Here is a 22,629-nt window from a genome sequence, read left to right on the forward strand (position 1 = left end):
AATTTTTCCGCGCAAGTTGTAAGTAAAGATAAATCGAGGGATCAGGCGATGGGTAGGCTGCTGGTTTTGTCCACGCCATCATCGATGACGATGCAGTTACGGCCGGCATTCTTGGCGCGATAGAGGCGTTCATCGGCGCGCTGCAGCAGGCTTTCCCAGTGTTCGTCGCGGCGTAGGATGGCCCCGCCGACTGACATGGTCACCGCACCGCTGGGCCCTCGCAGGTGCTGCGCCACTTGCTGCTGCAGGTGTTGCGCGGCGGCCAGTAAGCCTGCTCGTTCGGTGTTGGGCAACAGCAGGAGGAATTCCTCGCCGCCGAAGCGGAACAGTCGGTCTTCCTTGCGTGATGAACTTTTGATCAGTTCGACAAAGTCCACCAGCACCTGGTCGCCGGCATGATGGCCATGGTTGTCATTGATCCGTTTGAAATGATCGAGGTCCATCACCAATACGCCGTAGCTGTTGCCGTGGCGGCGGTAAATGGAGGCGGCGATCTTCAGTTCTTCATTCATCGCTCGGCGGTTACGGGCACCGGTCAGCGGGTCATGGATGGCCAGTTGCTGGAGTTGATCGCGCTGGGTGCTGGTGCGGTAGGCAAAGACGAAACTGAGGATGCTGGCCATCATGCTGGTGACCAGAAATGACACCATCTGGTAGTCGCTTTCGAATACCGAGCCGGGTTTGAGTTGGCCGTAACCGACCAGCGTGGTGAGCACCAGGGTGGTCGCCAGCAAGGCCTTGGCCGGCGATACCATAAAGAAATTGAACATGATCAGCGGGTAAATCCAGAACAGGCCGTTTACACCCAGGTTGATGGCGATCAGCGTTGCACCGGCGGAGAAGATGGTGGCCAGGTAGATGCCGGGTTTGATCGTGTCACCGGTGCGCCAGGCATAGATCACCGCCATCACTGTGGAGACAACGATCACTGTGTCGGAGGAGCCCACCAGGTAGTTGCCGGTCGCTAGCCGGTAGACGGCATAGGGGCTAATGCCAATCACGCCAAACAGGCCCATCAGCGTGATGATGGACAACTGGAAGTCGCTACGCAGGCGCCTGAGCAACCGCGATATCTGCATAGTTAAAGGCCACTGTTGTCGTTGTTATGAGCTAAGCATGCAGAGCTTGCCCTGGCGATGGCAATAGTAAAATTCTGCAACGTGCCAGCATGGGCCACTATCTGCCGAATGGTGTTGGTTTATCTGGTACTAAGGTTCCAGCCCCTGAGCGGCAAGGCTCGAGCTCGGCACGCGCACAAATGCCAGCAGACTTTTGCTGCGCTGATAGCGCCTCAGGCGTTCAGTCAACGGCTGAGGCAGGTCGGTGCAGGGGGCAAAGCCCAGGCGCAGGTAGAAGTCGCTGAGTTGCGGGTGGCAGAACAGCCAGACCGGTGCCGGGCAATCGAGCAACGCAGTCTCGATCAACTGGCGCGCGATGCCTTGCCCCTGCCGAGCGCTATCGACCAGCAGGCTGGTCAGCCAATGCCCATGTGCGACCGGGTGCAGGCACAGCGCCGCGACGATTTCCCGGTCTTTGGCTACCCATAGCTGGGCGCCGGCTGCGGCGCGCATGGCTGATCGTTGATTGCGGTAGAACTTGTCAGCCAGTGGCTTGAGCGAGGTGGGGAGTTGGCGGTAGTGCATTGCAGGTACTGTTGCGACGGTGAGTGGATGCCTGAGCGCAAGCGCGATGCTTGCCTCAGACGGGTGCTTCAGGCGTTGGCGGCGTGGCTGCCGAGCAGGGTTTTCGCACCTTGCTTGTCTTTCTTGTCCGTACGCTTTTCGCTGGCGGTTTTCAGCGGCTTTTTCTTCACTTGTTTCTTCGAATCCATACCTTTGCTCATGATCTTCACCTCTGACAATGTCGTGGTTGAATGTTCTGGAGCGGGCCATCCCCTCGCGGTGAGGCGAGGCTGGTACTTGGAGTCTACGCCTATGCAGGGCGAATAGCTGAGGCGTTATTTGGGCGTCTGGATGCAGGACAGGGTTCGACTGGTTAACAGTTCACCGGCAAAATCGGTGGATGGCGGTGACAGCCTGAGCGTGCCGCCGCATCATGGGCTTAATTACGCCGTGTACAGCCTGCTTGCTGTGCGACTGTTGAACCCCTAAGCCGAGACGTTGATGGAACAAGCGCTGATTTATGCCGGCCAGAGCGTGCCTGGGCGGGTACGTGGGCACAATGAAGATGCTCTGTTGTGTTGCCCACAGCTGAATCTGTGGGCGATTGCGGACGGCATGGGGGGACATCAATGCGGCGAAGTGGCCAGTGCCCTGGCCTTACAGACGCTGCAGGCGGCCTGTGCCGAAGGCCAGGACTTGGTGACGGCGGTGCATGCGGCCAATCGCGAAATCCTCAGCGTGGCGCGTACCGGTGAGCAGCGCGGCATGGGCACGACCTTGGTGGCGGTGCACTTTGTTGGCGCGGCCTTCAGCATTGCCTGGGTCGGTGATAGCCGCGCTTATCGGGTCAGCGCCGGGAAAATCGAGCGTCTGACCCGCGATCACAGCTGGGTGCAAACGATGATCGATGCCGGACAGATGAGCATTGAGGCGGCGCGTAGCCATCCGCAGCGCAATGTCATTCTGCAGTGCCTGGGCCGTGATGATCAGCCGCTGGAAGTCGGCATGTTGCAAGGCTCGCTCGGTGAGCATGAGTTGCTGCTGCTGTGCAGCGACGGCCTGACTGGCGAGTTGGAAGACGCGCAGATCCAGCAGCTTTGCAGTAACGCTCAGACCCTCGATGAGCTGGTAGAACAGCTGCTGGCGCAGGCCAACCAACTGGGCGGCAAGGATAATATCTCCTGTATCGTACTCGGCCGTGATGCGGCCACGCCCAGCGTCGAGGCCAAGCCGCGAGGTTTGCTCAGCCGCCTGTTCACTTCCCGCAAGCCCTAATTCGCCGGTGTGCCCTGACCCCCATGACTGAACAATTGCTCGAAATCCCCGGTTATCAGGTGCATGGTCGCCTGGGTAAAGGCGGCATGGCCGAGGTGTACCTGGCCACGCAGGCGTCCCTGCAGCGCAAGGTGGCGATCAAGGTGCTGCTGAGCGCGGATGATCAGGCGTTCAGTCAGCGGTTTCTCAAGGAAGGCCACATCGTGGCGTCCCTGCTTCACCCCTCGATCATCACCATCTATGACATCGACCAGCTCGCCGATGGTCGCCACTACCTGACTATGGAGTTCGTCCCGGGTGGCGATCTGGCGCAGCACAAGGGCGAGGTGTTCGACCTGCCGCGCGCGCTGCGTATCGTGCAGCAGGTGGCCAGCGGCCTGGCGGTGGTGCATGACAAAGGCCTGGTACACCGCGATATCAAACCGGCCAACATCCTCTTTCGCAGCGACGGCACGGCGGTGATCACCGACTTTGGCGTGGCCAAGGAAGTCGAGCTGGACCATGACCTGACCCAGTTCGGCATCGCCGTCGGCAGCCCGTCCTACAGCAGCCCCGAACAGGCGCAGTGCCAGGCACTGGATGCGCGCAGTGATATCTACAGCTTGGGGGTGATCCTGCTGGAGATGCTCACGGGCAGTAATCCCTACCGCGCCGCCAACTACACCCAGACCGTGATGAACCACCTGCAGATGGACGTGCCGCAACTGCCGGCGCATTTGCAGAACTACCAGTGGTTGCTCGACCGCATGCTGGCAAAAGACCCGGATGAGCGGTTTGCCGACTGCAAGGTGCTGCTGGCGAGCCTTGATGAGCTGACCCGCGATGACCCGGACAGCACGCGCATCGCCCCCGCGCTCAGCCTGGGCAAACCGGCCAAACGCAAAACTGCGCGCAGTACGCTGTGGGTCTGGCTGCTCGCCGGTATCGTGTTGCTGGCTGGGGCGGCCGGCGGCGGTTATTACCTGTATCAGCAAAAACAGATCAGCGACTACCTGGCGCGTGCCGAGCTGCGCCTGCAAAACGGCAGCCTGCTGGAGCCACCGCAGGACAACGCCGATTACCTGTTCCGCCAGGTGCTGGTGCTCGATGCTGACAACCCGGAAGCTCTGGATGGCTTGGCGCGGGTGCTGCAGGCGCGGATCAACCAGTACTTGGCGTTGGCTGAGCAGCGTCTGGCTGATCAGCAGTTATTGCTGCCTGAGGATGACAGTGCGACTTACTACTTCCGTCAGGTGCTGGCCTGGGAGCCTGATAATCTGCTGGCCCTGGCCGGAATCAACCGGGTGGCGCAGCGCTATATCGAGCAAAGCGAAGCCGCCTACAAGCGCCGCGAGTTTGCCCTGGCCTTGGCGCTGGTGCAGCAGGGCCTGGAAGTAGAGCCGGCTAACGAGCAGTTATTGCAGTTGCTCGATGGTCATGAGCAGCGCGTACGACTGGCCCAAGCGCCGCGGCGCCGGCCGGCAGCTGCGGAACAGCCGGCACCGGTAAACCCCGTCAAGCGGTTATGGAACAACCTATTCGATTAAGTTTTTATGCTGGCATATTGCTACTGGCTAGATTGGCAGGCAGCATGCGCGCCTCGTCCACCGTGCCGCATATGAATGCCCAGGTACGACGGGTTACAGCTGGTTGTTTAACCGATGTTGGCGGAGTGCGCAGATGCTCAAAATTCACTTCAGTGATAATCGTCAGGCCCCGATCTGGTTGGTCGACGAGCGTTTCACCATCGGCCAGGACAGCCGCAACAGCCTGGTGCTGGAAGACCCCAGCATCGCTTCGTTTCACGCGGAAATCCGTCAGGATCAGGGCTTCTATTACCTGACCGATGTGGGCAGTCCGAGCGGCTCTTTCGTCAATGACGAGCGCGTCAGCACGCGCTTTCAACTGCGCGCCGATGACCGTGTGCGCTTGGGGGCGGTGGAGCTGCAGTTGGTCGACCCTGCGCGCAGCAAGACCCACACCGAGCAAACCGCGCGCTGGTACTTGCAGGTGATTCAGGGTGAACACGAAGGCAAGAAATTTCATATCAACGGCTCCATGACTTTTGGCCGTTCGGTGAAGTGCGAGCTGTGCTTCAGCGATCAGGAGTTATCGCGCCGTCACTGTGAGTTCTTCCTCAAGGATGACGTGCTAGAGGTCAAAGACCTGGCTTCGGCTAACGGCCTACTGGTCAACCAACAGAAGGTCACGACGGCGGTACTGCAGCCGGGCGATCAGTTGAAGATGGGCTCGGTGAGCCTGCTGGTGATCGGCCCGAAAAGCACCGTGGCGACAAGCGAGGATGAAGACGCCACGCTGTTTATGCGCGCGGTGGACCTGCCAAAACCGCTCAAAGCGGCGCCGCTTTCCAGCTCGCCGAACAACCAGTCCAACCCGCTGCGCACAAACGTGCAGGCCAACCCGCTGCGTGCAGCGCCGGCCAATGAACCCCCTGGCTTGAACAAGCCGTTGCTGGCGTTGGCGGTGCTGTTGGTAACCGGGTTGGTCGCGGCGGTGGTGGTGTTTGTTCTCTAGCTCTGGCGGGCTCTGTAAGCACTGCGCTGCTCGATTGGTGAATGGGCTGACTTGATACGACAGTGCCAGGTGGCAGCTTTGGCGTTAGGCTACGTCCTTTGCACTGCCATCCGCTGTTGGAGTCTCCGTGAAGCCATTGCTCCTGTTGCTACCTGCCTGTTGCCTGGCGCTTCAGTCGTTCAATGCCCTGGCGTGGTCCAACCATTCGTTGGGCAGTCAGCTGGCCTTGCAGAATCTGCCTCAGTTGCAGCGCACGCTGGTCTATGAACCGCTGCAGGCCTTTCTGGACGCACAGGCGCCGGCAATCGAGCAATTGCTTGATGAGCAGGAAACCTTTGCCCGTGCGCATTTTCCGGACTATCCACCCCGCCCTGATGATCTGCGGTTCGAGGCCGCGAGTACCCTGCCTGAGCAGCGTCGTGCCGCATTTCTGCATGCATTACGGGTAAACCCGCAGATTCGTCTGGCTGGTTTTGTTCAGCAGTTGCCAGGGCAGGGCGATGAGGGTCGACCACGCCTGAGGGCCGAGCAGGTGCTGGTGTTTCGCAAGATCGGTCCCTGGAGCCACTGGCGTTATCTGGCCCTGCAGCCCGGTGAGGCGGTGAACGCCGAACAGGTGCTGAGCAGTGCGGCCGATGAACCTGACTATGGCCACGATATCAACCTGTTCAGTGACAACCCAGGCGATGCCGGCGCGCGCTACAACTTCGGCGCGCAGCCCTTCGGCGATGCGCGCTTCGAGTATTCCTCCCAGGCGCCATTTCATATCGGTTATTACCACGAGCCGGAGTTGGTGCTTCAGGCGGCGCCTTATCTACGCCGCACCCTGCCGCACTGGCGCATCTACCAATACACCGGGCTGGCGCGGCTCGCCCTTGCCACTGGGCACGACTACTGGGGCTATCGCTTCCTCGGCTGGGCGCTGCACTACATGCAGGACCTGACCCAGCCCTACCACGCCAAGACCGTTCCGGGCTTTAGTACGCCAGAGCTGATGCTGATTGCGCTCAAAGGCGCAGCCGGTTACCCGCAAGACCGCCAAGCAGCGATTGCCCGCGTGGCGGATCGGCACACGGCCATCGAGGAGTATCAGCTGGAGCGCATGCAGCACCTGATGGACGAACAAACGCCAGCGCCCCTGTTGCAGGCGTATACGCAAACACCACCGGATGCGTATCCGACTTATTCGGTGGATTACGCGCAGCAGGTGGTGGCGGCCGAGTCCTATGCCACGGCGGATGCGCTGGATCAGGTGATTGGTCAGTGGTTGGCCCGCAAACCCGCGGCTGCGCCCGGTTTTAGCGGGGGGAATCAGCTGACTCAGGCCCAAGTCGACCCGGTACTTGAGCAGATGCTGGTGGTGCTGTTTAAACGTTTTGGCGCACACACCCGCAACGTTGTGCAGACTACTTTGGCGCCACCTGTGTCTGGCGTAACTGCGTCGGACTGAACCACAGTTCACGCCTCTGCAGTGGGGTGGCACTGGGCAATAGCGGGTTGGGCAGTTCGATCACCTGGCGTTCGGCGTCTTGCAGGTGCGCCAAGCTGTTGGCGAATTGTTGCTTGAACAACTGCTCAAAGGAGCCGTCCGCGACGGCGCGCTCCATGCCGATGCGGACGGTTTCGGCCAGTTCCGGACGTCGCGGTGAAAAGAAGAAATACAACGCTGTGGGGTAGTGCAGCAGCACATGCGGGTCGGCGACCAACTGCTGTGCCCGTGGGTTTTGCAGCTCGGTACCGATTTCCAGAACCGATCGCGGGAAGTAATCAAAGCGCCGTGCCTGCAGCATATGAAACAGGCTGGCATAGTTGGACGACACCACCACGGGTAAGCCCTGGCTTTGCAGAATGGCGGTATCGGGCCAGTCGTGGCCCTGGCCTGCCGTAAACTGGCGCAGGTCATCCAGGGTTCGCACGTGCTTGAGCAGGTCCACGCGATCGCGGGGCAGCAACGCGACACGCCAACCGAATAACCCTTTGTCCAACGGTATGCGTACAGGCAGTAGGCGTTCTTCGCGCTCGCGGCTGGTCATGCTCCAGACCACATCCAGGTGTTTGTCGTGTTGCAAATCAACCAACGCACGCTCTTGCTCCATGCTGGTATGTGTGGGCACTAGACGCAGTGGGCTGCCGGCTTTATCCAGCGCGAGGCGTAACTGAGCCAGCATGTAGTTGGAGCGCGACTCATCACCGTCACTCCAGCGCGGGTAGTAAATGGCGGTCGCGTCACTCGCGTGCACGGGCAATAACAAACTGCACAGCAACAGGCATAGCAGCCAGCGCCAGACGGTCTGTTGCAAGGGGAGTGGCATATCGATATGAATCCTTTCAATACCGGCCCGGCAGGGTTCAGTGGGCAGTGCGGCGCGCATTATGCCAGCCTGGCGTCGCGGCCGTATGCCGTAGGTCGATTGCCATCGTCGACTCAGGCCCTGCTGCGCAAGAACGCTCCGTAGCCGCGCGCCTGCCCCAGGTCGCTGGCGAATACGCCTTGCTGGTACGCGATACGCCCGTTGATCACAACAGCATCCACGGCGTCGCCACGGTTGACCATGCGCTGCAGGCCGCCGAAGGCCTCCATCGGCGCTTCCTGGTAGCTGGCCAGGGATTCATCCAGCGCACTGGGGTCAATGATTACCAGGTCGGCACGAGCGCCTTCGTAGAGCCTGCCGGCATCGATATCGAACCATTCGCCCAATTCCCCTGTCAGGCGCCAGATCGCGGTTTCAATCGGCATCACCGGCTGGTCGCGTAGTTCGGCATCGCGCACCAGTTTGAGCAGGCGCACACCGAAGTTGTAGAAGGCCATATTGCGGATATGCGCACCGGAGTCGGCAAAACCGATCAGGGTGCTCGGCTCGCACACCAGTTTTTCCACCACCTCAGGGCGATGGTTGGCGATCAACGTGCGCCAGCGCAGGCGCGGGCCGTGGGCCACCAGCAGGTCGAGAAACAGATCGGCCGGGTGTTCATTACGGGCCTTGGCCAGTTCGCCAACGCTTTTGCCGACCACGCTGGCATCCGGGCAGTCGACAATCCAGGCGTCGTCGAAGTCGCGGTGCCAGACCCGTGGGCCGAATTTCTTCTCCACGTCCTGGCGAAAGCGCAGGCGGTAGGCCGGGTCCTGGAACAGTTGACTGCGCATGTCGTGGTTGGCCAGGTGCAGGGCGGCCTGGCCGGCGGGAAACTCCTCGAAAACCACAAACTCCATGCCGTCGGCATAGGTTTCAAACGGTACCGGCAGGGTTTGCCAACGGAAGTCGGCATGGGTCAGGCGATTGATCCAGCGGGTCAGTGGGCCAAGTACCGGGGCGAGCCACGGGTCGGCTTTCACATCCATCAGGGTAATCAGGGTGGTCTTCAGCGGCTTGCGCCACCAACCGCCGATGCTGTCCCAGAGAAAGGCCAGCACATTGAGTTTGGTCACCAGGTTTGGCGCGCCCTGATGGATGCGTCCGCGCCGGCGCAGGATCTTGTTCAGTCGCGCGTACTCTGCCCAGGGTGCATACACCGAGGGCAGAGATTTCGAGCGCTGGCGGTCGCCATCGAGCTTGTCCCAAGGGTTGGTCATGCTCGACAGGCCGAGCAAGCCGGCGTCCAGCGCTTCTTCCAGCAGGCGTTCCATCTGCTGTAATTCACCCTCGGTGGGGCGTACGTTGGCGTCTACGGCGCGTTCCAGGCCAAGCACGGCAACGCGTAAATCAGAGTGGCCGAGGAAGGAGCAGATGTTCGGCCCCAGCGGATGCTGATCGAGAAAGGCGGCGAATTCGCTGGCGCTGTGCCAAGTCTTGCGTGCCTGCAGCAGTGGCAGGACATGCTCGCGCGGCACCGATTCGACGCGGGTGAACAGGTCAGAGCAATCCTCGGGGCTGGACAGCACCATGCTGATCGAACAGCTGCCGATCATCACGGTGGTCACACCGTGGCGCACCGATTCCTTGAGCGCAGGGGCGGCCACCAGTTCGGCGTCGTAATGGGTGTGCATGTCGATAAAACCGGGCGTCACCCAGCGGTTTTGCGCATCAATCACCTGACCACAGCCCTGTTCATCCAAGGCGCTGGCACTGATGCAGGCCAGTTTTCCGTCACGGATGCCAAGGTGACGCACGACGCCGGGCGCGCCGGTGCCATCGAAAAACAGCGCGTTTTTGATCAGCACATCGAACATCGGCAAGCTCCTTGGCGAGTGATTCTGACTCGTCGAGCTTAGTCTGCCGTGCGCCGTTGTTGTGAGGGTGTAAGTGAACAACCCTCGGTCAATTCGGCCACCTCGTCAAGCTGCTCAGGCGTTAAGGCGACGGCGTTCGGCGCTGATCTCCGGCATATCGGTTCGCCTCATATAGACCTGCAGCGGTTCGCTGATAGCCAGGCGGTCATCGATGTTCTGTTCCAGCAGCAGTTGCAGGCGCGCGCGGTCGAGGCTCATCAGATCGCCGTCAAAGGCACGCCAGACGAATTCGCACGTAGGCGTGATGCTCTCTTCGAGCACGTCGAGGCCAAAGGAGTCTTCGGAAAAACGCACGATATAGCGCCCGGTCTTGGCATTGAAACCGACAAAACCCTGTAGTTGGTCGGCAGCCGCGCAGATGCTGGCAGAGGTGATGCTCATGGGACCCTCGTCGATGGCAATGGATTTCATCGGCATAGGCTAAAGCGCTCTGGGCAGAGGATCTTGCGATGGATCAATAAGTGGGCGTGTGGCACTAGTTCTGATCAGGGAAGCGAAGGGCAGGGCAGGTGCAGAGGGTATCGCCCGGCGAGCTTTTGCAACTCGCCAAGGTGGTGGATTTAGTCTTTGTGGGTGCTGGAGAAGGCGCTGATCTTGCCGAATGGCGAGCTTTGCATGCCCACCTTGACCGCCATTAGCGGCGAGTTGTTGACCCATACATCGTCGATCACGATGGTTTCACCGATGTCGTCGTTATCGGCGGCTACCAGTAGGTAGTAAGTGCCGTCTTCGGCGGCTTCACCATCCCAGCTCAGGCTGATCTGGCCGACCACGGCTTCGGCACGCGAAGGCTTATCGGCAATCACTGCGCCGTAGGCATCCAACAGCATGGCGCGTGGTTTCAGGGCGTATTTGCTGACACCCATGCAGGGATCGTTGCACAGTGAGTGCACGTTGAGCGTGTAGCGCTCACCCTTTTTCAGCTGCAGGGAAAAGATCCGGTAGTTGGAGATCGAACTGCCGAAGTCCAGGCGCGGTTCATCGGCGCTGATCGGCCACTGTGGTGCCAACAGGCCCGGGTTGAGCGGCAGCGGGATGGCCTGAGTGTTGTGGATGGCTTCCAGGGCGCTCTTGGCCATCGGACTTTTGCCCGCCTTGACGTCTTGCTGGTAGGTCGTCTGCGGGTTGCTGGCGCAGGCGCCAAGCAGCAGGCAAGCGGCCAGAATCAGAAACTTGTGCACGGTAAAACTCCTGTGTGACAACGTCCTTGTGTACACGCCGGGCGCTGTTGGCGCGGCGGGCGGCGATTCTACCCGCTTTGCGGGGCGCGGGCAGTGGTTAATCGACCGATTCGACGAACTGCGCACACTGAGCGGTGCCGTTCATGGGCCCGCTGCGCATCCTGCACGGCGGGCCTGGTCAGTCTTTGTTTAGCCGGAAAGCCCGACGTAGACGTTCTGCACGTCATCGTGCGCGTCGAGGGCTTCGAGGAAGGCTTCGACTTCTTCCAGTTGTTCTGCAGTCAGGCTGTTCACCGGGTTTTTCGGGATATAGCCGATCTTCGCCGAGTTGACGCTGAAACCCTGTTCCGGCAGTGCGCGGCACACGGCGTCGAGGTCAGTTGGCTCGGTGATAAACAGGGTGTTGCCTTCATCGGCCGGCTCGAAATCCTGGGCGCCGGCTTCGATGGCGGCCATTTCCGGGTCTGCATCGCTCTCGGTGCTGGCTTCGATCATGCCTACATGGTCGAAATCCCAGGTCACCGAGCCGGAAGCGCCCATCTGGCCCTTGCGGAACAGCACGCGGACTTCTGCCACAGTGCGGTTGATGTTGTCGGTCAGGCACTCGATGATCACCGGCACCTGATGCGGGGCGAAACCCTCGTAGGTGGCGGAATGGAAGGTTACGGTGTCGCCCAGAAGGCCGGCGCCTTTCTTGATCGCCCGCTCGAGGGTTTCCTTGGGCATCGAGGCTTTTTTCGCTTGATGGATGGCCAGGCGCAGCTTGGGGTTCAGGTCCGGGTCGGCGCCGTTGCGGGCGGCGATCATGATTTCCTTGACCAAGCGGCCGAAGATCTTGCCTCTGGCGTTGGCCGCGGCTTCTTTAGGTTTGGCTTTCCACTGGGCGCCCATGGGTTATCTCGTCGTTGCGGGTTAATAGGTGTATCTCGGATCTGCTGCGTGTCGGCGCTACCGCGATAAAAATGGCCTCGTTCGAGCTGCGCAAGATCCGAAACGAATTCTAAAGGCTGCGATTCTAGCCCTTCGAGGCGCTGGCGGCACCTGTGGCGCTGCAATCTGCCGATCAGTGTTGTGCTGTACGGCTTATTTGCCGGGTTTCTGTATGGGCGTTATGGCGCTGCTAGCCGCTTTAATAAGCGTTGAGTGATTAATCTGGAGCGTCCATGCAACCCAAGGATCTACTGCTGGCCCTGGTGGTGATCATCGTCTGGGGCATGAATTTTGTGGTGATCAAGATCGGCCTGCATGAGATGCCGCCGATGCTGCTGGGCGCGTTGCGTTTTCTTCTGGCGGCCTTTCCTGCCGTGCTGTTTATCAAGCGCCCACAGATTCCGCTGCGCTGGCTGCTGGCCTATGGCGTTACCATCTCGCTGGGGCAGTTTGCCTTTCTGTTCTCGGCCATGTCCGTTGGTATGCCGGCCGGGCTGGCATCGCTGGTGCTGCAATCCCAGGCGCTGTTTACCCTACTGTTTGCTGTGCTGTTACTGGGTGAGCGTTTTCGCCTGGCCAATCTGTTCGGGTTGCTGGTGGCTGCCGGCGGTTTGCTGCTGATTGGCTCGCAGGGTAATGGCCTGATGACCCTGGCCGGTTTTCTTCTCACGCTCTGCGCTGCCGCCATGTGGGCGCTGGGCAATATCGTCACGCGCAAGTTGGGCAAGGTGAATCTGGTGGGGCTGGTGGTGTGGGGCAGCCTGGTGCCGCCGCTGCCGTTTTTTGCGCTGTCCTGGCTGCTGGAAGGCCCCGAAGTGATCGAGTCGGCGCTGCGTGGATTCAGCCTGGATACGCTGCTGGTGCTGGTCTACCTGGCATTCGGCGCGACCATTCTGGGCTATGGCCTGTGGAGCCGCTTACTGTCGCGCTACCCAGCCAGCCAGGTGGCGCCGTTCTCGCTGCTGGTGCCAGTGGTCGGACTGACCTCATCGGCATTGCTGCTCGATGAACGCCTGAGCAGCCTGCAGCTAGTCGGTGCGCTGTTGGTGATGCTCGGTTTGCTGCTGAATTTTTGCGGCGGCTGGTTGCAGGAGCGTTTGCGCGCGCGTTGGGCTTAACGTTTACCCATGGCGCGGCGAGTTCCACTTGGCGCTGGGCCAATCTTCTTTTCGTGGCTGGACTTGTTGCCCTTCTGGTGCCAGGGCTGATCGTCATGTTTGCCGGAAGCGGCTTTGGCGGCGCCGAACAGCGAGGCAAAGCCGCTGGCTTTAACCGCGTTGGTGGCGTTGCTCTCGCTGGCGGACGGCGCGGCGCTGTCGGCAGGCTGAACGGCGAGGGTGGGTTCAGCTGCTGGAGTGTTGGTCATGGCGAGGTCCGCGGGTGCGAGAATAAAAGGCCGGCGAGTATACCTGGCTATTGCCCGAGGTTCTGGACTGTTGGTCAGTGGCGTGGTGCCCGATGGGCGCTACGCAAAAATAGGATTCGCCGGGCCGAGCGGCCCAGCGAACAGGCAGGATCAGTCCTGGCGGCTGGTCACTTCCAGCAGGTGATAACCAAACTGGGTCTTCACCGGGCCTTGCACCACGTTGATCGGGGCGCTGAATACTACGGTGTCGAATTCCTTGACCATCTGGCCTGGGCCGAACGAGCCGAGGTCACCGCCACTGCGGCTGGATGGGCAGCTGGAGTTGTCTTTGGCGACTTGGGCGAAGTCGGCACCGCCTTCGATTGCGGCTTTCAGTTCGTTGCACTTGTCTTCGCTGGCAACCAGGATGTGACGGGCAGTGGCGCGGGCCATGGGAATTACTCCTTATAAAGAAGCGGCAAAGCCTACCGGAATCGTTCGGTTATTCAAACGCTGGGCATGCGACGTTTATCGGTTGATTAATAAAAGCTGCCTGGAGCGCTGATTCACGCCGCGTTGCGGTGAACCCTGAATGGCGTGCATAAAAAAGGCTTACCCATGGGTAAGCCTTTTGTTGTTTCGGCCAGCGTTTAGCTGCGTTGTTGCTCAGCTTGGCAGGCGGCGGCGGTGAACAGCACATCGGTGGAGGAGTTCAGCGCGGTTTCTGCAGAGTCCTGCACGATGCCGATGATAAAGCCGACGGCGACCACCTGCATGGCCACATCATTGGGGATGCCGAACAGGCTGCAAGCCAGCGGGATCAGCAGCAGCGAACCGCCGGCAACCCCTGAGGCTCCACAGGCGCAGATCGAGGCCAGCACGCTGAGCAGCAGCGCGGTAGGCAGGTCGACGGCAACGCCCAGGGTGTTTACGGCGGCCAGGGTCAGAACGCTTATGGTGATGGCCGCACCGGCCATGTTGATGGTCGCGCCCAGTGGGATCGACACCGAGTAGGTTTCCTCATGCAGGCCCAGACGCTGGCAGAGCTGCAGGTTGACCGGAATGTTGGCCGCCGAACTGCGGGTAAAGAACGCCGTCAGGCCGCTTTCGCGCAGGCAAGTCAGCACCAGCGGGTAGGGGTTGCGGCGGGTCTTGAAATAGACAATCGCCGGGTTGGTCACCAGTGCGACAAACAGCATGCAGCCCACCAGTACCAGCAGCAGGTGCAGGTAATCGATCAGAGCAGACATGCCTGATTCAGCCAGGGTGGCCGCAACCAGGCCGAAAACCCCTAGTGGCGCCAGGCGAATCACCAGTTTGACGATGCTGGTAACTGCGTCAGAAAGGTCAGCGAGCATTTGCTTGCTGCTCGGGCTGGCGTGACGGAAGGCAAAACCCAGGGCAATGGCCCAGGCCAGGATGCCGATAAAGTTGCCTTTGAGCAGGGCATTGATCGGATTATCCACCACATTCAGCAGCAGGGTTTTTAGCACTTCGCTGATATCGCCGGGTGGTGACAGCTCGGCGCTGTTGCTCACCAAGGTCAGGCTGGACGGGAAGGCAAAGCTGGCGGCTACTGCGATCAGCGCTGCGCTGAAGGTGCCGATCAGGTACAGCAGCAGAATCGGTTTGATATGGGTCTGCTGGCCTTGCTGATGGTTGGCAATCGACGCCGCCACCAGTACGAATACCAGCACCGGTGCTACGGCTTTCAGCGCTGAAACAAACACCGTGCCAAGGAAGCTGACGCTCGCCGCGGCTTCAGGCAGGAGCAGCGCCAGGGCGATACCGGCCACCAGGCCGATGGCGATTTGCAGCACCAGGCTGGTGCGGTTGAGCAGTTGGACAAGCGGGTGTTGGGCAGTGGTCATGACATGCATCTCTACTTGGCGGGCAGGCCTGCGATCTCTTCCTATTGCCTGTCGGGCTTGGGGCGCCGGGGGCTGGATGCATGGCTGCGGTGCGCGTTATGAGGCTTTTCGCGGGGGATGAAACAAGGCCACGCTGAAAAATAGCGCGCGACTCTACCACAGTGACCCGCTGTTACGCGCTGGCGCAGTGCCAGCCCCGCCAAGCGGCTGTTATGCCTATCAACCGGTCATCAGGCGGGCTAGGCTAGGGCCTTTGCGAGGCCATGAGGTGGTTATGTCCAACGAAGATGCGAACGCTATGGCGGTTGAAACCCTGACGATCGTCGAAGCGCGGGTGCTGGGTTGCTTGATCGAAAAGCAGCTGACCACCCCCGAAGCCTATCCTCTGACGCTAAATGCCCTGGTGCTGGCCTGCAATCAGAAAACCAGCCGCGAGCCGGTGCTCAACCTTACCGCCGGCCAGGTCGGCCAGGCTCTGCGCAGCCTGGAGGGGCGTGAAATGGCGCGCCTGGTAATGGGCAGCCGAGCGGATCGCTGGGAACATCGCGTCGACAAAGCGCTGGAGCTGGTGGCGGCGCAGGTGGTGCTGATCGGTCTGTTGCTGCTGCGAGGCCCGCAGACCATCAACGAGCTGCTTACCCGCAGCAGCCGCATGAATGACTTTGATGATGCCGAGCAGGTGCAGCATCACCTCGAACGTTTGATGAGCCGCGAACTGGCCTGCCTGTTACCACGCCAGTCAGGGCAGCGTGAAGACCGTTATATGCACGTGCTGGGTGACCCAGCGGATTTGCAGGCGTTATTGGCAGCCAGAGCCAGTGAGCCGCAGCGCGCGACTGCGGGCGGTCAGCAGGATGAGCGCCTGGAAGCTCTGGAGGCGCGGATTGCGGCGCTGGAAGAGCGCTTGGCGCAGTTGGAGTCGCCTGCGCAATAAACAAAAAAGGTGCTCGATTGAGCACCTTTTTTGTGTTGCCTATTAGCTGTAATCAGCTAAAGCGCAGGCCTGGTGTACGTTCAGCACCACCTTCAGCGACACGGTTTGCGCCAGTGCGGTCGGCACCGTCTTCGGCCACACGCAGGCGCTCTTGCAGGCGATCAGCGCCACCTTCAGCGCCACCTTCAGCGACGCGGTTTGCGCCAGTGCGGTCGGCACCGTCTTCGGCCACACGCAGGCGCTCTTGCAGGCGATCAGCACCACCTTCGGCAACGCGGTTTGCACCAGTGCGATCGGCACCGTCTTCGGCTACACGCAGACGCTCTTGCAGACGATCAGCACCGCCTTCAGTTTGCAGGTTGCTACCAAAACCCATCAGGGTTTTTACGCTGCTGTCCTGCTTTTCACCCAGCAGTGGCTGCGGGTTGTTCTGTGGCAGGGCAAAGACGCTGATGGACAGGCTGCTCAGGATCACGGCGGTAAGAATTTGCTTTTTCATGTTCAGGCTCCTCGTAAGGGCGGGTGTAAGTGAGTACGGGGCCAATCATACGGATGAAAATTTGATGAAGAAGTGCAGGCTGGGCATGGTAATCATCGACGGCATTGATAGTTGAGTTAATGTTTTATTTATCATGTGGTTATATTTATTTTTGAGTGTCTATACGATGGTTTTTAGAGCGATTGTGCATGATCATTAATATCTAATTAGTCGATATATTTGACTGCGTAGCTTACGCGTCAGGTATCTGGCATTGCTTTGCTTGAAATATCGAACGGCTGGTGCGTATTTTGTACGCCTCGCCGTTCGCATACGGCCTCTTGCATCAATAAGGACAACAGCAAATGAGTACCCTCGACCGCACCGCCCTGGCTGAGTTGCTGCGTGGTGTTGATGAAATCGAATGCGTGACGCCCGACCTTAACGGCGTGCCGCGCGGCAAGGTGATGACGGCTGAGGGTTTTCTGGAGGGGCGGCGCTTGCAGTTGGCGCGCGGGGTATTGCTGCAATGCATCATGGGTGGCTATCCGGCGCCGTGTTATTACGGCAGTGATGACGGTGACCTGGCCTTGAATGCAGAGCCGACACAGATTCATCGGCTGCCCTGGAGTGAAACGCCGCGCGCGCTGGCCATCTGCGATGCTGATGAACTGGATGGACGTAGTTCCGGGTTATCGACCCGCGGCCTGCTTAAGCAGGTAATTGCGCGTTACGCCAGTCATGGCTGGCAGCCGGTGGTGGCGACCGAGCTGGAGTTTTTCGTGTTTGCCCGCAATGCCGATCCGCTGCAGCCATTTCAGCCGCCGCTCGGGCTCGATGGTCGGCGTGAAGACGGCGGCTCGGCCTTCGGTGTGAGTTCCAACAACGGCCTGCGTCCGTTCTTCCGTGAGGTTTATCAGTGCATGGCGGCGCTAGGGTTGCCGCGCGATACCTTTATGCACGAGATGGGCGTCAGCCAGTTTGAAATTAACCTGCTGCACGGCGATCCGCTGCTGCTAGCGGATCAGACTTTTCTGTTCAAGCACCTGCTCAAGGAGGTCGCGCTCAAGCATGGGCTCACTGTGGTGTGCATGGCCAAGCCGCTGGCGCATACCCCGGGCAGTTCCATGCATATTCATCAGAGTGTGGTGGAGCAGGGCAGTGGGCAGAATATCTTCAGCGCGGCCGATGGTCAGGCCACGCCGGCGTTCTATCAATTTATTGCCGGTCAGCAGGCGGCCATGGCCGATTTCACCCTGCTGTTTGCCCCGCATGTGAATTCCTATCAGCGCCTTTGCCATCCTTATGCATCGCCGAATAACGCCTGCTGGTCGGAGGATAATCGCGCCGCTGGCCTGCGCATTCCCGCTAGTGCGCCAGTGGCGCGGCGGGTGGAAAACCGCTTGCCGGGCGCCGATGCCAATCCTTATCTGGCGCTGGCGGCGAGCCTTGCGGCGGGTTTGTACGGGATTGAACAGCAGCTGCAGCCAAGTGCGCCGATCCAGGGTGAGTTCGAAGTCCCGGACGAATTGGCGCTACCCTGTACCATGCATGCCGCGATCGAGCGTCTCAAGCGCAGTGCGCTGGCGCAGGAACTGTTTGGTGCAGAGTTCATCGAAGGCTACATCGCCAGCAAGACGCTGGAACTCACCAGTTTCTTTGATGAAATTACCCCGTGGGAACGTCGCGTACTGGCGTCTCATGCCTAGAGTCTGACCGCCGAGCAGGGTTTCGGCGGCTTTTATGGAGACACCAGCCGCCCCATGTCTGTGATCCTCAAGTCATTTAGTTCGCTGTATTTCGCCACCCTGTTGATGCTATTGGGCTCGGGTTTGTTGAGCACTTACCTGGCGTTGCGGTTGGCGGAAACGGCCGATGGACTCTGGGTCGGTGCGCTTATGGCGGCCAATTACCTGGGGCTGGTGCTGGGCGGCAAGATTGGCCACCGTCTGATTGCTCGGGTGGGTCATATCCGCGCCTATGTCGCCTGCGCCGGTGTGGTCACCGCTGCGGTTCTCGGGCATGGCTTGAGCGACTGGTTACCCAGCTGGTTGCTACTGCGGATGCTGGTCGGTCTGGGCATGATGTGCCAGTACATGGTGATCGAGAGCTGGCTCAATGAGCAGGCGGAAACCAGCCAGCGTGGTCAAGTGTTTGCCGGTTATATGGGGGCTTCCTACCTCGGTCTGATCCTCGGTCAGTTGGTGCTGGTGGTGCACCCGACGCTCGGTCTTGAGCTGCTGATGCTAGTGGCGCTGTGCTTTGCCCTGTGCCTGGTGCCGGTGGCCTTGACTCGTAAACTGCACCCTGCCCCCTTGCATCCAGCCCCGCTGGAAATGCGCTTCTTTATCGAACGTGTGCCGTTGTCGCTGACCACCATTGTGGTCGCGGGGTTGCTGATTGGTTCGTTCTACGGCCTGGCGCCGCTGTATGGCACGCGCATGGGTTTGTCCACTGAGCAGATCGGTCTGTTTATGGGTTGCTGCATCATCGCTGGCCTGGTGGTGCAGTGGCCGTTGGGCTGGTTGTCTGATCGGCATGACCGCGTGCAGCTGATCCGTGGCTGTGCCGCGTTGCTGGCGCTGGCTGCGCTGCCATTGGCGATTCTGCCGCAGGCCAGTTTGCCGCTGTTGTTTGCCGGCGGCTTTGCGGTATGCGCCTTGCAGTTCAGCCTCTACCCGCTGGCGGTGGCGCTGGCCAATGACCATGTCGAAGCCGAGCGGCGGGTATCGCTGACGGCCATGCTGCTGGTGACCTTCGGTGTCGGCGCCAGTATCGGACCGTTGCTGGCGGGCGTGCTAATGCGCTTTCTCGGCGCGAACATGCTGTATGCCTTCGTCTGCGGCTGCGCACTGATTCTGGTGCTGCGTATCCGTCCTGAGCGCGTTACCCATCTGCATCAGGTCGACGATGCGCCGCTGCACCACATTCCTATGCCTGACAGTACCATCAGTTCGCCGTTGACGGCGGCACTTGATCCGCGCGTCGATGAGCAGGTGGTGCAAGAGCAGATGCATGACACCAGTGCCGTGCAAGCGCCTGAAGGTGAGTCGCCTACTCAGCCAGAGCCGCGTGGATGAAACCGTTGCTAAGCGTGGTGATTCCTGCACGCAATGAAGCGCAAGCCCTGCCCGCATTGTTGGATGATTTGGCGGGACTTCGTGCCTCTGGTGCCGAGTTGATCCTGGTTGATGGAGGTAGCAGCGATCGCACTTGCGAGCTGGCACTCGGGCGGGTTGATCAAATACTTCGAGTGGCCCCTGGGCGCGCTTTGCAGATGAATGCCGGTGCGGCGGTGGCTTGTGGTGAGTATGTGTGGTTTTTGCATGCCGACACGCGGGTCAGTGCCGCGTCGCTCATGCGCTTACACGACGTGCTAAGTGAGCGACCTCTGTGGGGACGCTTCGATGTGCGTTTATCTGGGCAAGGGCTGGCACTGCGGCTGATTGGCGTGATGATCAGTTTGCGTTCGCGCCTGAGCGGTATCGCCTCGGGTGATCAGGGGATTTTTGTTGCCCGACAGTCCTTTGACGCGTTGGGCGGTTATGCACAGATCCCCTTGATGGAAGATTTACACCTGTGCAAGCGACTTAGGTCGCTGGCTCGACCGCGCTGTCTGCGTCCGCCCTTATTGACCTCCAGTCGGCGCTGGGAGCAGAACGGGATTGTGCGTACTGTGCTGCTTATGTGGCGCCTACGGCTTGCCTACTACTGTGGTGTCAGTCCAGCAAAGCTGGCCCGCCAATACCGCCGAGGGTCATGGCTATGAACCTGTCGATCTCATTGCACCTGCTTGCTCGTTCACCGGTCGCGGGGCAGGTAAAGACTCGCCTGATTCCAGCCCTGGGCGCTCAGGGGGCCTGTGACCTGCAGCAAATGCTGCTAGAGCGCGCATTGCAGTTACCGGCTGACGGCTTTGCTGAGCGCTTTCTCTGGTTGGATGGCGTTCCCAGTACAAGTCTGCAGGCGCTGGCGCAGCGCCTTGGCTGGACGTTGGTCGAACAACCGGCTGGCGATCTTGGTGAGCGCATGCGCCGTATCGCCACGCTAGGGCTGGCTGAAAGTGATGCGGTGATCCTGATCGGCAATGACTGTCCGGCGCTCAATGGCGACTACCTGCAAGCAGCTTGTAGCACATTGCGGGAGCGGTCTGTTGTGATTGGGCCTGCGGAGGATGGCGGTTATGTGCTGCTAGGGTTGCGTTGTATAGACGCAGCTTTGTTCAGTGAGATGCCGTGGGGCACTGAGCGAGTGCTGGATATGACACTGCAACGCCTGCAGCAGCTGGACTGGCATCCGGGGCTGTTGCCTGCGTTGTGGGACGTGGATCGACCTGAAGATTTGTCTCGCTTGGCGGCGCTTAATATCGTGATCTAGAACAGTCCGTCACTTTCAAAGCGCCGCGCTTCGCGCTGCAGCTGGTAGACGAAGCGTTCGACCAGGCGCTGTTCCTGGCCATTGATACGGTGAAAACGTGCACCGACAAAAGTGGTATCTACCTTGTCTTCATATTGCACGTGACGCATCTCGATGGCCGTGGTCATGGCGCCGAAAGGAAAGCGTGCAGTAAACCGCTCATAGACCTGGCCCGCCTGTAGGCTGCCGGTGATGTTGCCGGGGAAGCGCAGCTTGCAGCCGGTTGCAGAGATATCGAGCAAATGCCCCGGTACGGCTGTGCGCAGTTTATCGCCGGCGAGCTCAATTTTGATCAGTTCACTTTGCTTAAGCGGCGCGCGGAAAGCACTACGCCGTTGGTGATAGGTCACCTCAAGCGGCATCGGGCTGAAATAGCAGCGCGCACCTTCATGGTCGGTAATGCGCACGCTTTGTTCGCATGTCCAGGCGACGCGGACACCTTCATGGAAGGCTTCGACATTAAACGCCTCGCCATTAGCAAGGTAGCGCTCGCCATCATTCGGCATTAACTCGTCAAGAATCAGCAGGTTCTTGTCGCGATCAACTTCGATTACGTAGCTCTGGAAGCGTTGGTTACGTTCGTGGAAAGTGATAATCAGCGGGTCATGGTTTTGTTGCAGTTGGCGCAGGTTGGCAACTATTTCCACCGGTGCCTTGAGCACCTTGGGCGGCTGCGGGCCATCTTCCTGGCTAAAAGGACTGGACACGGTCCATAACTCTCCGAGCAAATACTATGGCACTAGCATACTGGCAATATGACAGTATGTCCCCTGTGCCTTGTTGGGTTTCAGGCCTGGCTAAGCGGGCGCTGCTGGCCGATTCTAGCGGCACTGCCGCGGCTGTCATAGAGGCTGGGTGTCTCGTTGCCGCGCAGAATGCCGAGCATGCTGTGAGCGGACGCCTGACTGGAACGAATCAACCGGCCATTGCGCAGATTGGCCGCTTGGCAGCGTTCGAGCAGGCTGTTGAGTTGGTCGCCACGTTCCAGCAACAGCTCGCCCTGATTGGACTGAGCTGCAAGCGTTTGCAGGCCAGCACGGTCGGTACTGAGGTTAAGATTGCTAAGCAGCTGGCTGCGTATCTTGCCGTGCTGGTCGAGTAGCGTCAGCAACGGCAGTTTTTCCGTGAGGATACTTTGCAGGCGAGGGAGGTCGCGGTCGCTGAGGGCTTGGAATTCGGTGTCGATCAATTCAAGCAACTGCTCGGCGGTGCCGATATCGTTGGTGAACAGTTCAAGCAACTGGGTGTCGTGCATTGCAGGCTCTTCGGGGTAACAGGCACTGATGCGAGTAGCATTCAGCGTCTATTGGGCGACCAATTACCCCAGTGTAGCCCGGTGACTAGCGCTGGGATTCGAAATTAAGCAGTTTGCCGGCAACGCGCTGGCTATCAACTTGGTAGCTGCCGTCTTCAATCGCTTGCTTGAGTTGGGCAACGCGCTCTTTATTGACGGTCGGCTGGTCGCGCAACTTCTCGCTGACTTTCTGCAGCTGTTGCGCATCACGGCTCAACTGCACGGACTCACCGCTTTTGCCGGCCTGTTGTGCCTGCTCGACAGGGTTGGGGACGTTGCCAGGCTGTTTGCCGCTGATGGCTTCGTTCTGGCCACCTGCCTGCGCACTGCCGGCCCGCCCCGAATTGGCTGGCGATGCGGCATTGTTGAGCCGGTTGATATCAATGACCATGATGCAAAACCTCGAACAGAGTTTGGACGCTTGCCTAGCTTGTCGGCATTGCCCTGGAAAACTTTAGGGCAAAAAAGTGTGCGCCAACTAACAGTCTAAACACAGTGTGGATAATCGTCAGCTCACCGAGTGAACAAAGTTTAAAACAAG

Annotated in this window: 25 protein-coding genes; 10 read left to right on the plus strand and 15 right to left on the minus strand. The window is 59.9% G+C overall.

What is annotated here, in order from left to right:
• Positions 1-41 precede the first annotated feature (41 nt).
• The 3 genes from CUR33_RS07970 to CUR33_RS07980 all read right to left on the minus strand — a co-directional run bounded on the left by CUR33_RS07970 (position 42) and on the right by CUR33_RS07980 (position 1,843).
• Positions 42-1,079: a GGDEF domain-containing protein gene (locus tag CUR33_RS07970; protein ID WP_090248471.1), complete on the minus strand. Its 1,038-nt coding sequence runs from the start codon at positions 1,077-1,079 to the stop codon at positions 42-44.
• A 129-nt stretch (positions 1,080-1,208) separates the two neighbouring features.
• A complete protein-coding gene (locus CUR33_RS07975) occupies positions 1,209-1,643 on the minus strand; it encodes a GNAT family N-acetyltransferase (protein ID WP_289239243.1) in 435 nt (144 codons plus the stop codon).
• A gap of 68 nt (positions 1,644-1,711) precedes the next feature.
• Positions 1,712-1,843: a hypothetical protein gene (locus tag CUR33_RS07980; protein WP_256665405.1), complete on the minus strand. Its 132-nt coding sequence runs from the start codon at positions 1,841-1,843 to the stop codon at positions 1,712-1,714.
• 280 nt (positions 1,844-2,123) lie between these two features.
• On the opposite strand from CUR33_RS07980, the gene CUR33_RS07985 reads away from it, so the two are divergent.
• The 4 genes from CUR33_RS07985 to CUR33_RS08000 all read left to right on the plus strand — a co-directional run bounded on the left by CUR33_RS07985 (position 2,124) and on the right by CUR33_RS08000 (position 6,861).
• Positions 2,124-2,897, plus strand: a complete 774-nt coding sequence (locus tag CUR33_RS07985; RefSeq protein WP_167141801.1) for a PP2C family protein-serine/threonine phosphatase — start codon at positions 2,124-2,126, stop codon at positions 2,895-2,897.
• A 23-nt stretch (positions 2,898-2,920) separates the two neighbouring features.
• On the plus strand, positions 2,921-4,423 hold the full coding sequence (locus CUR33_RS07990; protein WP_289239244.1) for a serine/threonine-protein kinase: 1,503 nt from the start codon (positions 2,921-2,923) through the stop codon (positions 4,421-4,423).
• A gap of 133 nt (positions 4,424-4,556) precedes the next feature.
• Positions 4,557-5,411: an FHA domain-containing protein gene (locus tag CUR33_RS07995; RefSeq protein WP_289239245.1), complete on the plus strand. Its 855-nt coding sequence runs from the start codon at positions 4,557-4,559 to the stop codon at positions 5,409-5,411.
• Between the two features lie 136 nt (positions 5,412-5,547).
• Complete coding sequence (locus CUR33_RS08000; protein WP_289239521.1) at positions 5,548-6,861, plus strand: phospholipase; 1,314 nt, start codon at positions 5,548-5,550, stop codon at positions 6,859-6,861.
• Here the strand turns inward: CUR33_RS08000 and CUR33_RS08005 are convergent.
• From CUR33_RS08005 to CUR33_RS08025, 5 genes are all read right to left on the minus strand, one after another.
• Positions 6,818-7,723, minus strand: coding sequence for a hypothetical protein (locus tag CUR33_RS08005; protein WP_289239246.1), 906 nt, complete (start codon positions 7,721-7,723; stop codon positions 6,818-6,820). The two genes, CUR33_RS08000 and CUR33_RS08005, sit on opposite strands and share 44 nt — an antisense overlap.
• A gap of 113 nt (positions 7,724-7,836) precedes the next feature.
• Positions 7,837-9,579 (minus strand): N-acyl-D-amino-acid deacylase family protein, encoded by a 1,743-nt coding sequence (locus CUR33_RS08010; RefSeq protein ID WP_289239247.1) that lies wholly within the window; start codon positions 9,577-9,579, stop codon positions 7,837-7,839.
• Positions 9,580-9,693: 114 nt separating this feature from the next.
• Positions 9,694-10,020 carry a DUF2025 family protein gene (locus CUR33_RS08015; protein WP_289239248.1) on the minus strand — a complete coding sequence of 109 codons (327 nt, stop codon included), beginning with the start codon at positions 10,018-10,020 and terminating at the stop codon, positions 9,694-9,696.
• A 179-nt stretch (positions 10,021-10,199) separates the two neighbouring features.
• Positions 10,200-10,820 (minus strand): hypothetical protein, encoded by a 621-nt coding sequence (locus tag CUR33_RS08020; RefSeq protein ID WP_289239249.1) that lies wholly within the window; start codon positions 10,818-10,820, stop codon positions 10,200-10,202.
• Between the two features lie 189 nt (positions 10,821-11,009).
• Positions 11,010-11,711 carry a YebC/PmpR family DNA-binding transcriptional regulator gene (locus tag CUR33_RS08025; protein WP_160085172.1) on the minus strand — a complete coding sequence of 234 codons (702 nt, stop codon included), beginning with the start codon at positions 11,709-11,711 and terminating at the stop codon, positions 11,010-11,012.
• A 272-nt stretch (positions 11,712-11,983) separates the two neighbouring features.
• Between CUR33_RS08025 and CUR33_RS08030 the strand changes: the two genes are divergently transcribed.
• Positions 11,984-12,868 carry an EamA family transporter gene (locus CUR33_RS08030; protein ID WP_289239250.1) on the plus strand — a complete coding sequence of 295 codons (885 nt, stop codon included), beginning with the start codon at positions 11,984-11,986 and terminating at the stop codon, positions 12,866-12,868.
• Here CUR33_RS08030 and CUR33_RS08035 read toward each other — a convergent pair.
• From CUR33_RS08035 to sstT, 3 genes are all read right to left on the minus strand, one after another.
• Positions 12,865-13,116 (minus strand): hypothetical protein, encoded by a 252-nt coding sequence (locus tag CUR33_RS08035; RefSeq protein ID WP_289239251.1) that lies wholly within the window; start codon positions 13,114-13,116, stop codon positions 12,865-12,867. The genes CUR33_RS08030 and CUR33_RS08035 overlap by 4 nt on opposite strands.
• A gap of 150 nt (positions 13,117-13,266) precedes the next feature.
• Positions 13,267-13,548 carry a peptidylprolyl isomerase gene (locus tag CUR33_RS08040; RefSeq protein WP_090248458.1) on the minus strand — a complete coding sequence of 94 codons (282 nt, stop codon included), beginning with the start codon at positions 13,546-13,548 and terminating at the stop codon, positions 13,267-13,269.
• 197 nt (positions 13,549-13,745) lie between these two features.
• Positions 13,746-14,966, minus strand: a complete 1,221-nt coding sequence (gene sstT, locus CUR33_RS08045; RefSeq protein WP_282875299.1) for a serine/threonine transporter SstT — start codon at positions 14,964-14,966, stop codon at positions 13,746-13,748.
• A gap of 274 nt (positions 14,967-15,240) precedes the next feature.
• On the opposite strand from sstT, the gene CUR33_RS08050 reads away from it, so the two are divergent.
• On the plus strand, positions 15,241-15,900 hold the full coding sequence (locus CUR33_RS08050) for a YceH family protein (RefSeq protein ID WP_289239252.1): 660 nt from the start codon (positions 15,241-15,243) through the stop codon (positions 15,898-15,900).
• Positions 15,901-15,952: 52 nt separating this feature from the next.
• Here CUR33_RS08050 and CUR33_RS08055 read toward each other — a convergent pair whose 3' ends face one another.
• Entirely contained in the window at positions 15,953-16,399 is a 447-nt protein-coding gene (locus CUR33_RS08055) for a phage infection protein (protein WP_289239253.1), read from the minus strand.
• A gap of 446 nt (positions 16,400-16,845) precedes the next feature.
• On the opposite strand from CUR33_RS08055, the gene CUR33_RS08060 reads away from it, so the two are divergent.
• From CUR33_RS08060 to CUR33_RS08075, 4 genes are read left to right on the plus strand one after another with little or no spacing between them, the layout of a single operon-like run.
• Positions 16,846-18,087, plus strand: a complete 1,242-nt coding sequence (locus tag CUR33_RS08060; RefSeq protein WP_289239522.1) for a glutamine synthetase family protein — start codon at positions 16,846-16,848, stop codon at positions 18,085-18,087.
• Between the two features lie 54 nt (positions 18,088-18,141).
• Positions 18,142-19,458 carry an MFS transporter gene (locus CUR33_RS08065; protein WP_289239254.1) on the plus strand — a complete coding sequence of 439 codons (1,317 nt, stop codon included), beginning with the start codon at positions 18,142-18,144 and terminating at the stop codon, positions 19,456-19,458.
• On the plus strand, positions 19,455-20,147 hold the full coding sequence (locus tag CUR33_RS08070; RefSeq protein WP_289239255.1) for a TIGR04283 family arsenosugar biosynthesis glycosyltransferase: 693 nt from the start codon (positions 19,455-19,457) through the stop codon (positions 20,145-20,147). The genes CUR33_RS08065 and CUR33_RS08070 overlap by 4 nt, the downstream gene beginning before the upstream one ends.
• The gene (locus CUR33_RS08075) at positions 20,144-20,755 is read left to right on the plus strand and encodes a TIGR04282 family arsenosugar biosynthesis glycosyltransferase (protein WP_289239256.1); all 612 of its coding nucleotides are present in this window, start codon (positions 20,144-20,146) and stop codon (positions 20,753-20,755) included. Before CUR33_RS08070 ends, CUR33_RS08075 begins: the two co-directional genes overlap by 4 nt.
• Here CUR33_RS08075 and CUR33_RS08080 read toward each other — a convergent pair.
• The 3 genes from CUR33_RS08080 to flgM all read right to left on the minus strand — a co-directional run bounded on the left by CUR33_RS08080 (position 20,752) and on the right by flgM (position 22,479).
• Positions 20,752-21,501: a flagellar brake protein gene (locus tag CUR33_RS08080; protein WP_167141759.1), complete on the minus strand. Its 750-nt coding sequence runs from the start codon at positions 21,499-21,501 to the stop codon at positions 20,752-20,754. The two genes, CUR33_RS08075 and CUR33_RS08080, sit on opposite strands and share 4 nt — an antisense overlap.
• Positions 21,502-21,581: 80 nt before the next feature.
• Positions 21,582-22,049: a flagella synthesis protein FlgN gene (locus CUR33_RS08085; RefSeq protein WP_289239257.1), complete on the minus strand. Its 468-nt coding sequence runs from the start codon at positions 22,047-22,049 to the stop codon at positions 21,582-21,584.
• 85 nt (positions 22,050-22,134) lie between these two features.
• Positions 22,135-22,479 (minus strand): flagellar biosynthesis anti-sigma factor FlgM, encoded by a 345-nt coding sequence (gene flgM / locus CUR33_RS08090; protein WP_090248444.1) that lies wholly within the window; start codon positions 22,477-22,479, stop codon positions 22,135-22,137.
• Between the last annotated feature and the right edge of the window lie 150 nt (positions 22,480-22,629).

The sequence above is a fragment of the Pseudomonas sp. FEMGT703P genome (genome assembly GCF_002786345.1).
GTDB classification, from domain to species: domain Bacteria; phylum Pseudomonadota; class Gammaproteobacteria; order Pseudomonadales; family Pseudomonadaceae; genus Aquipseudomonas; species Aquipseudomonas peli.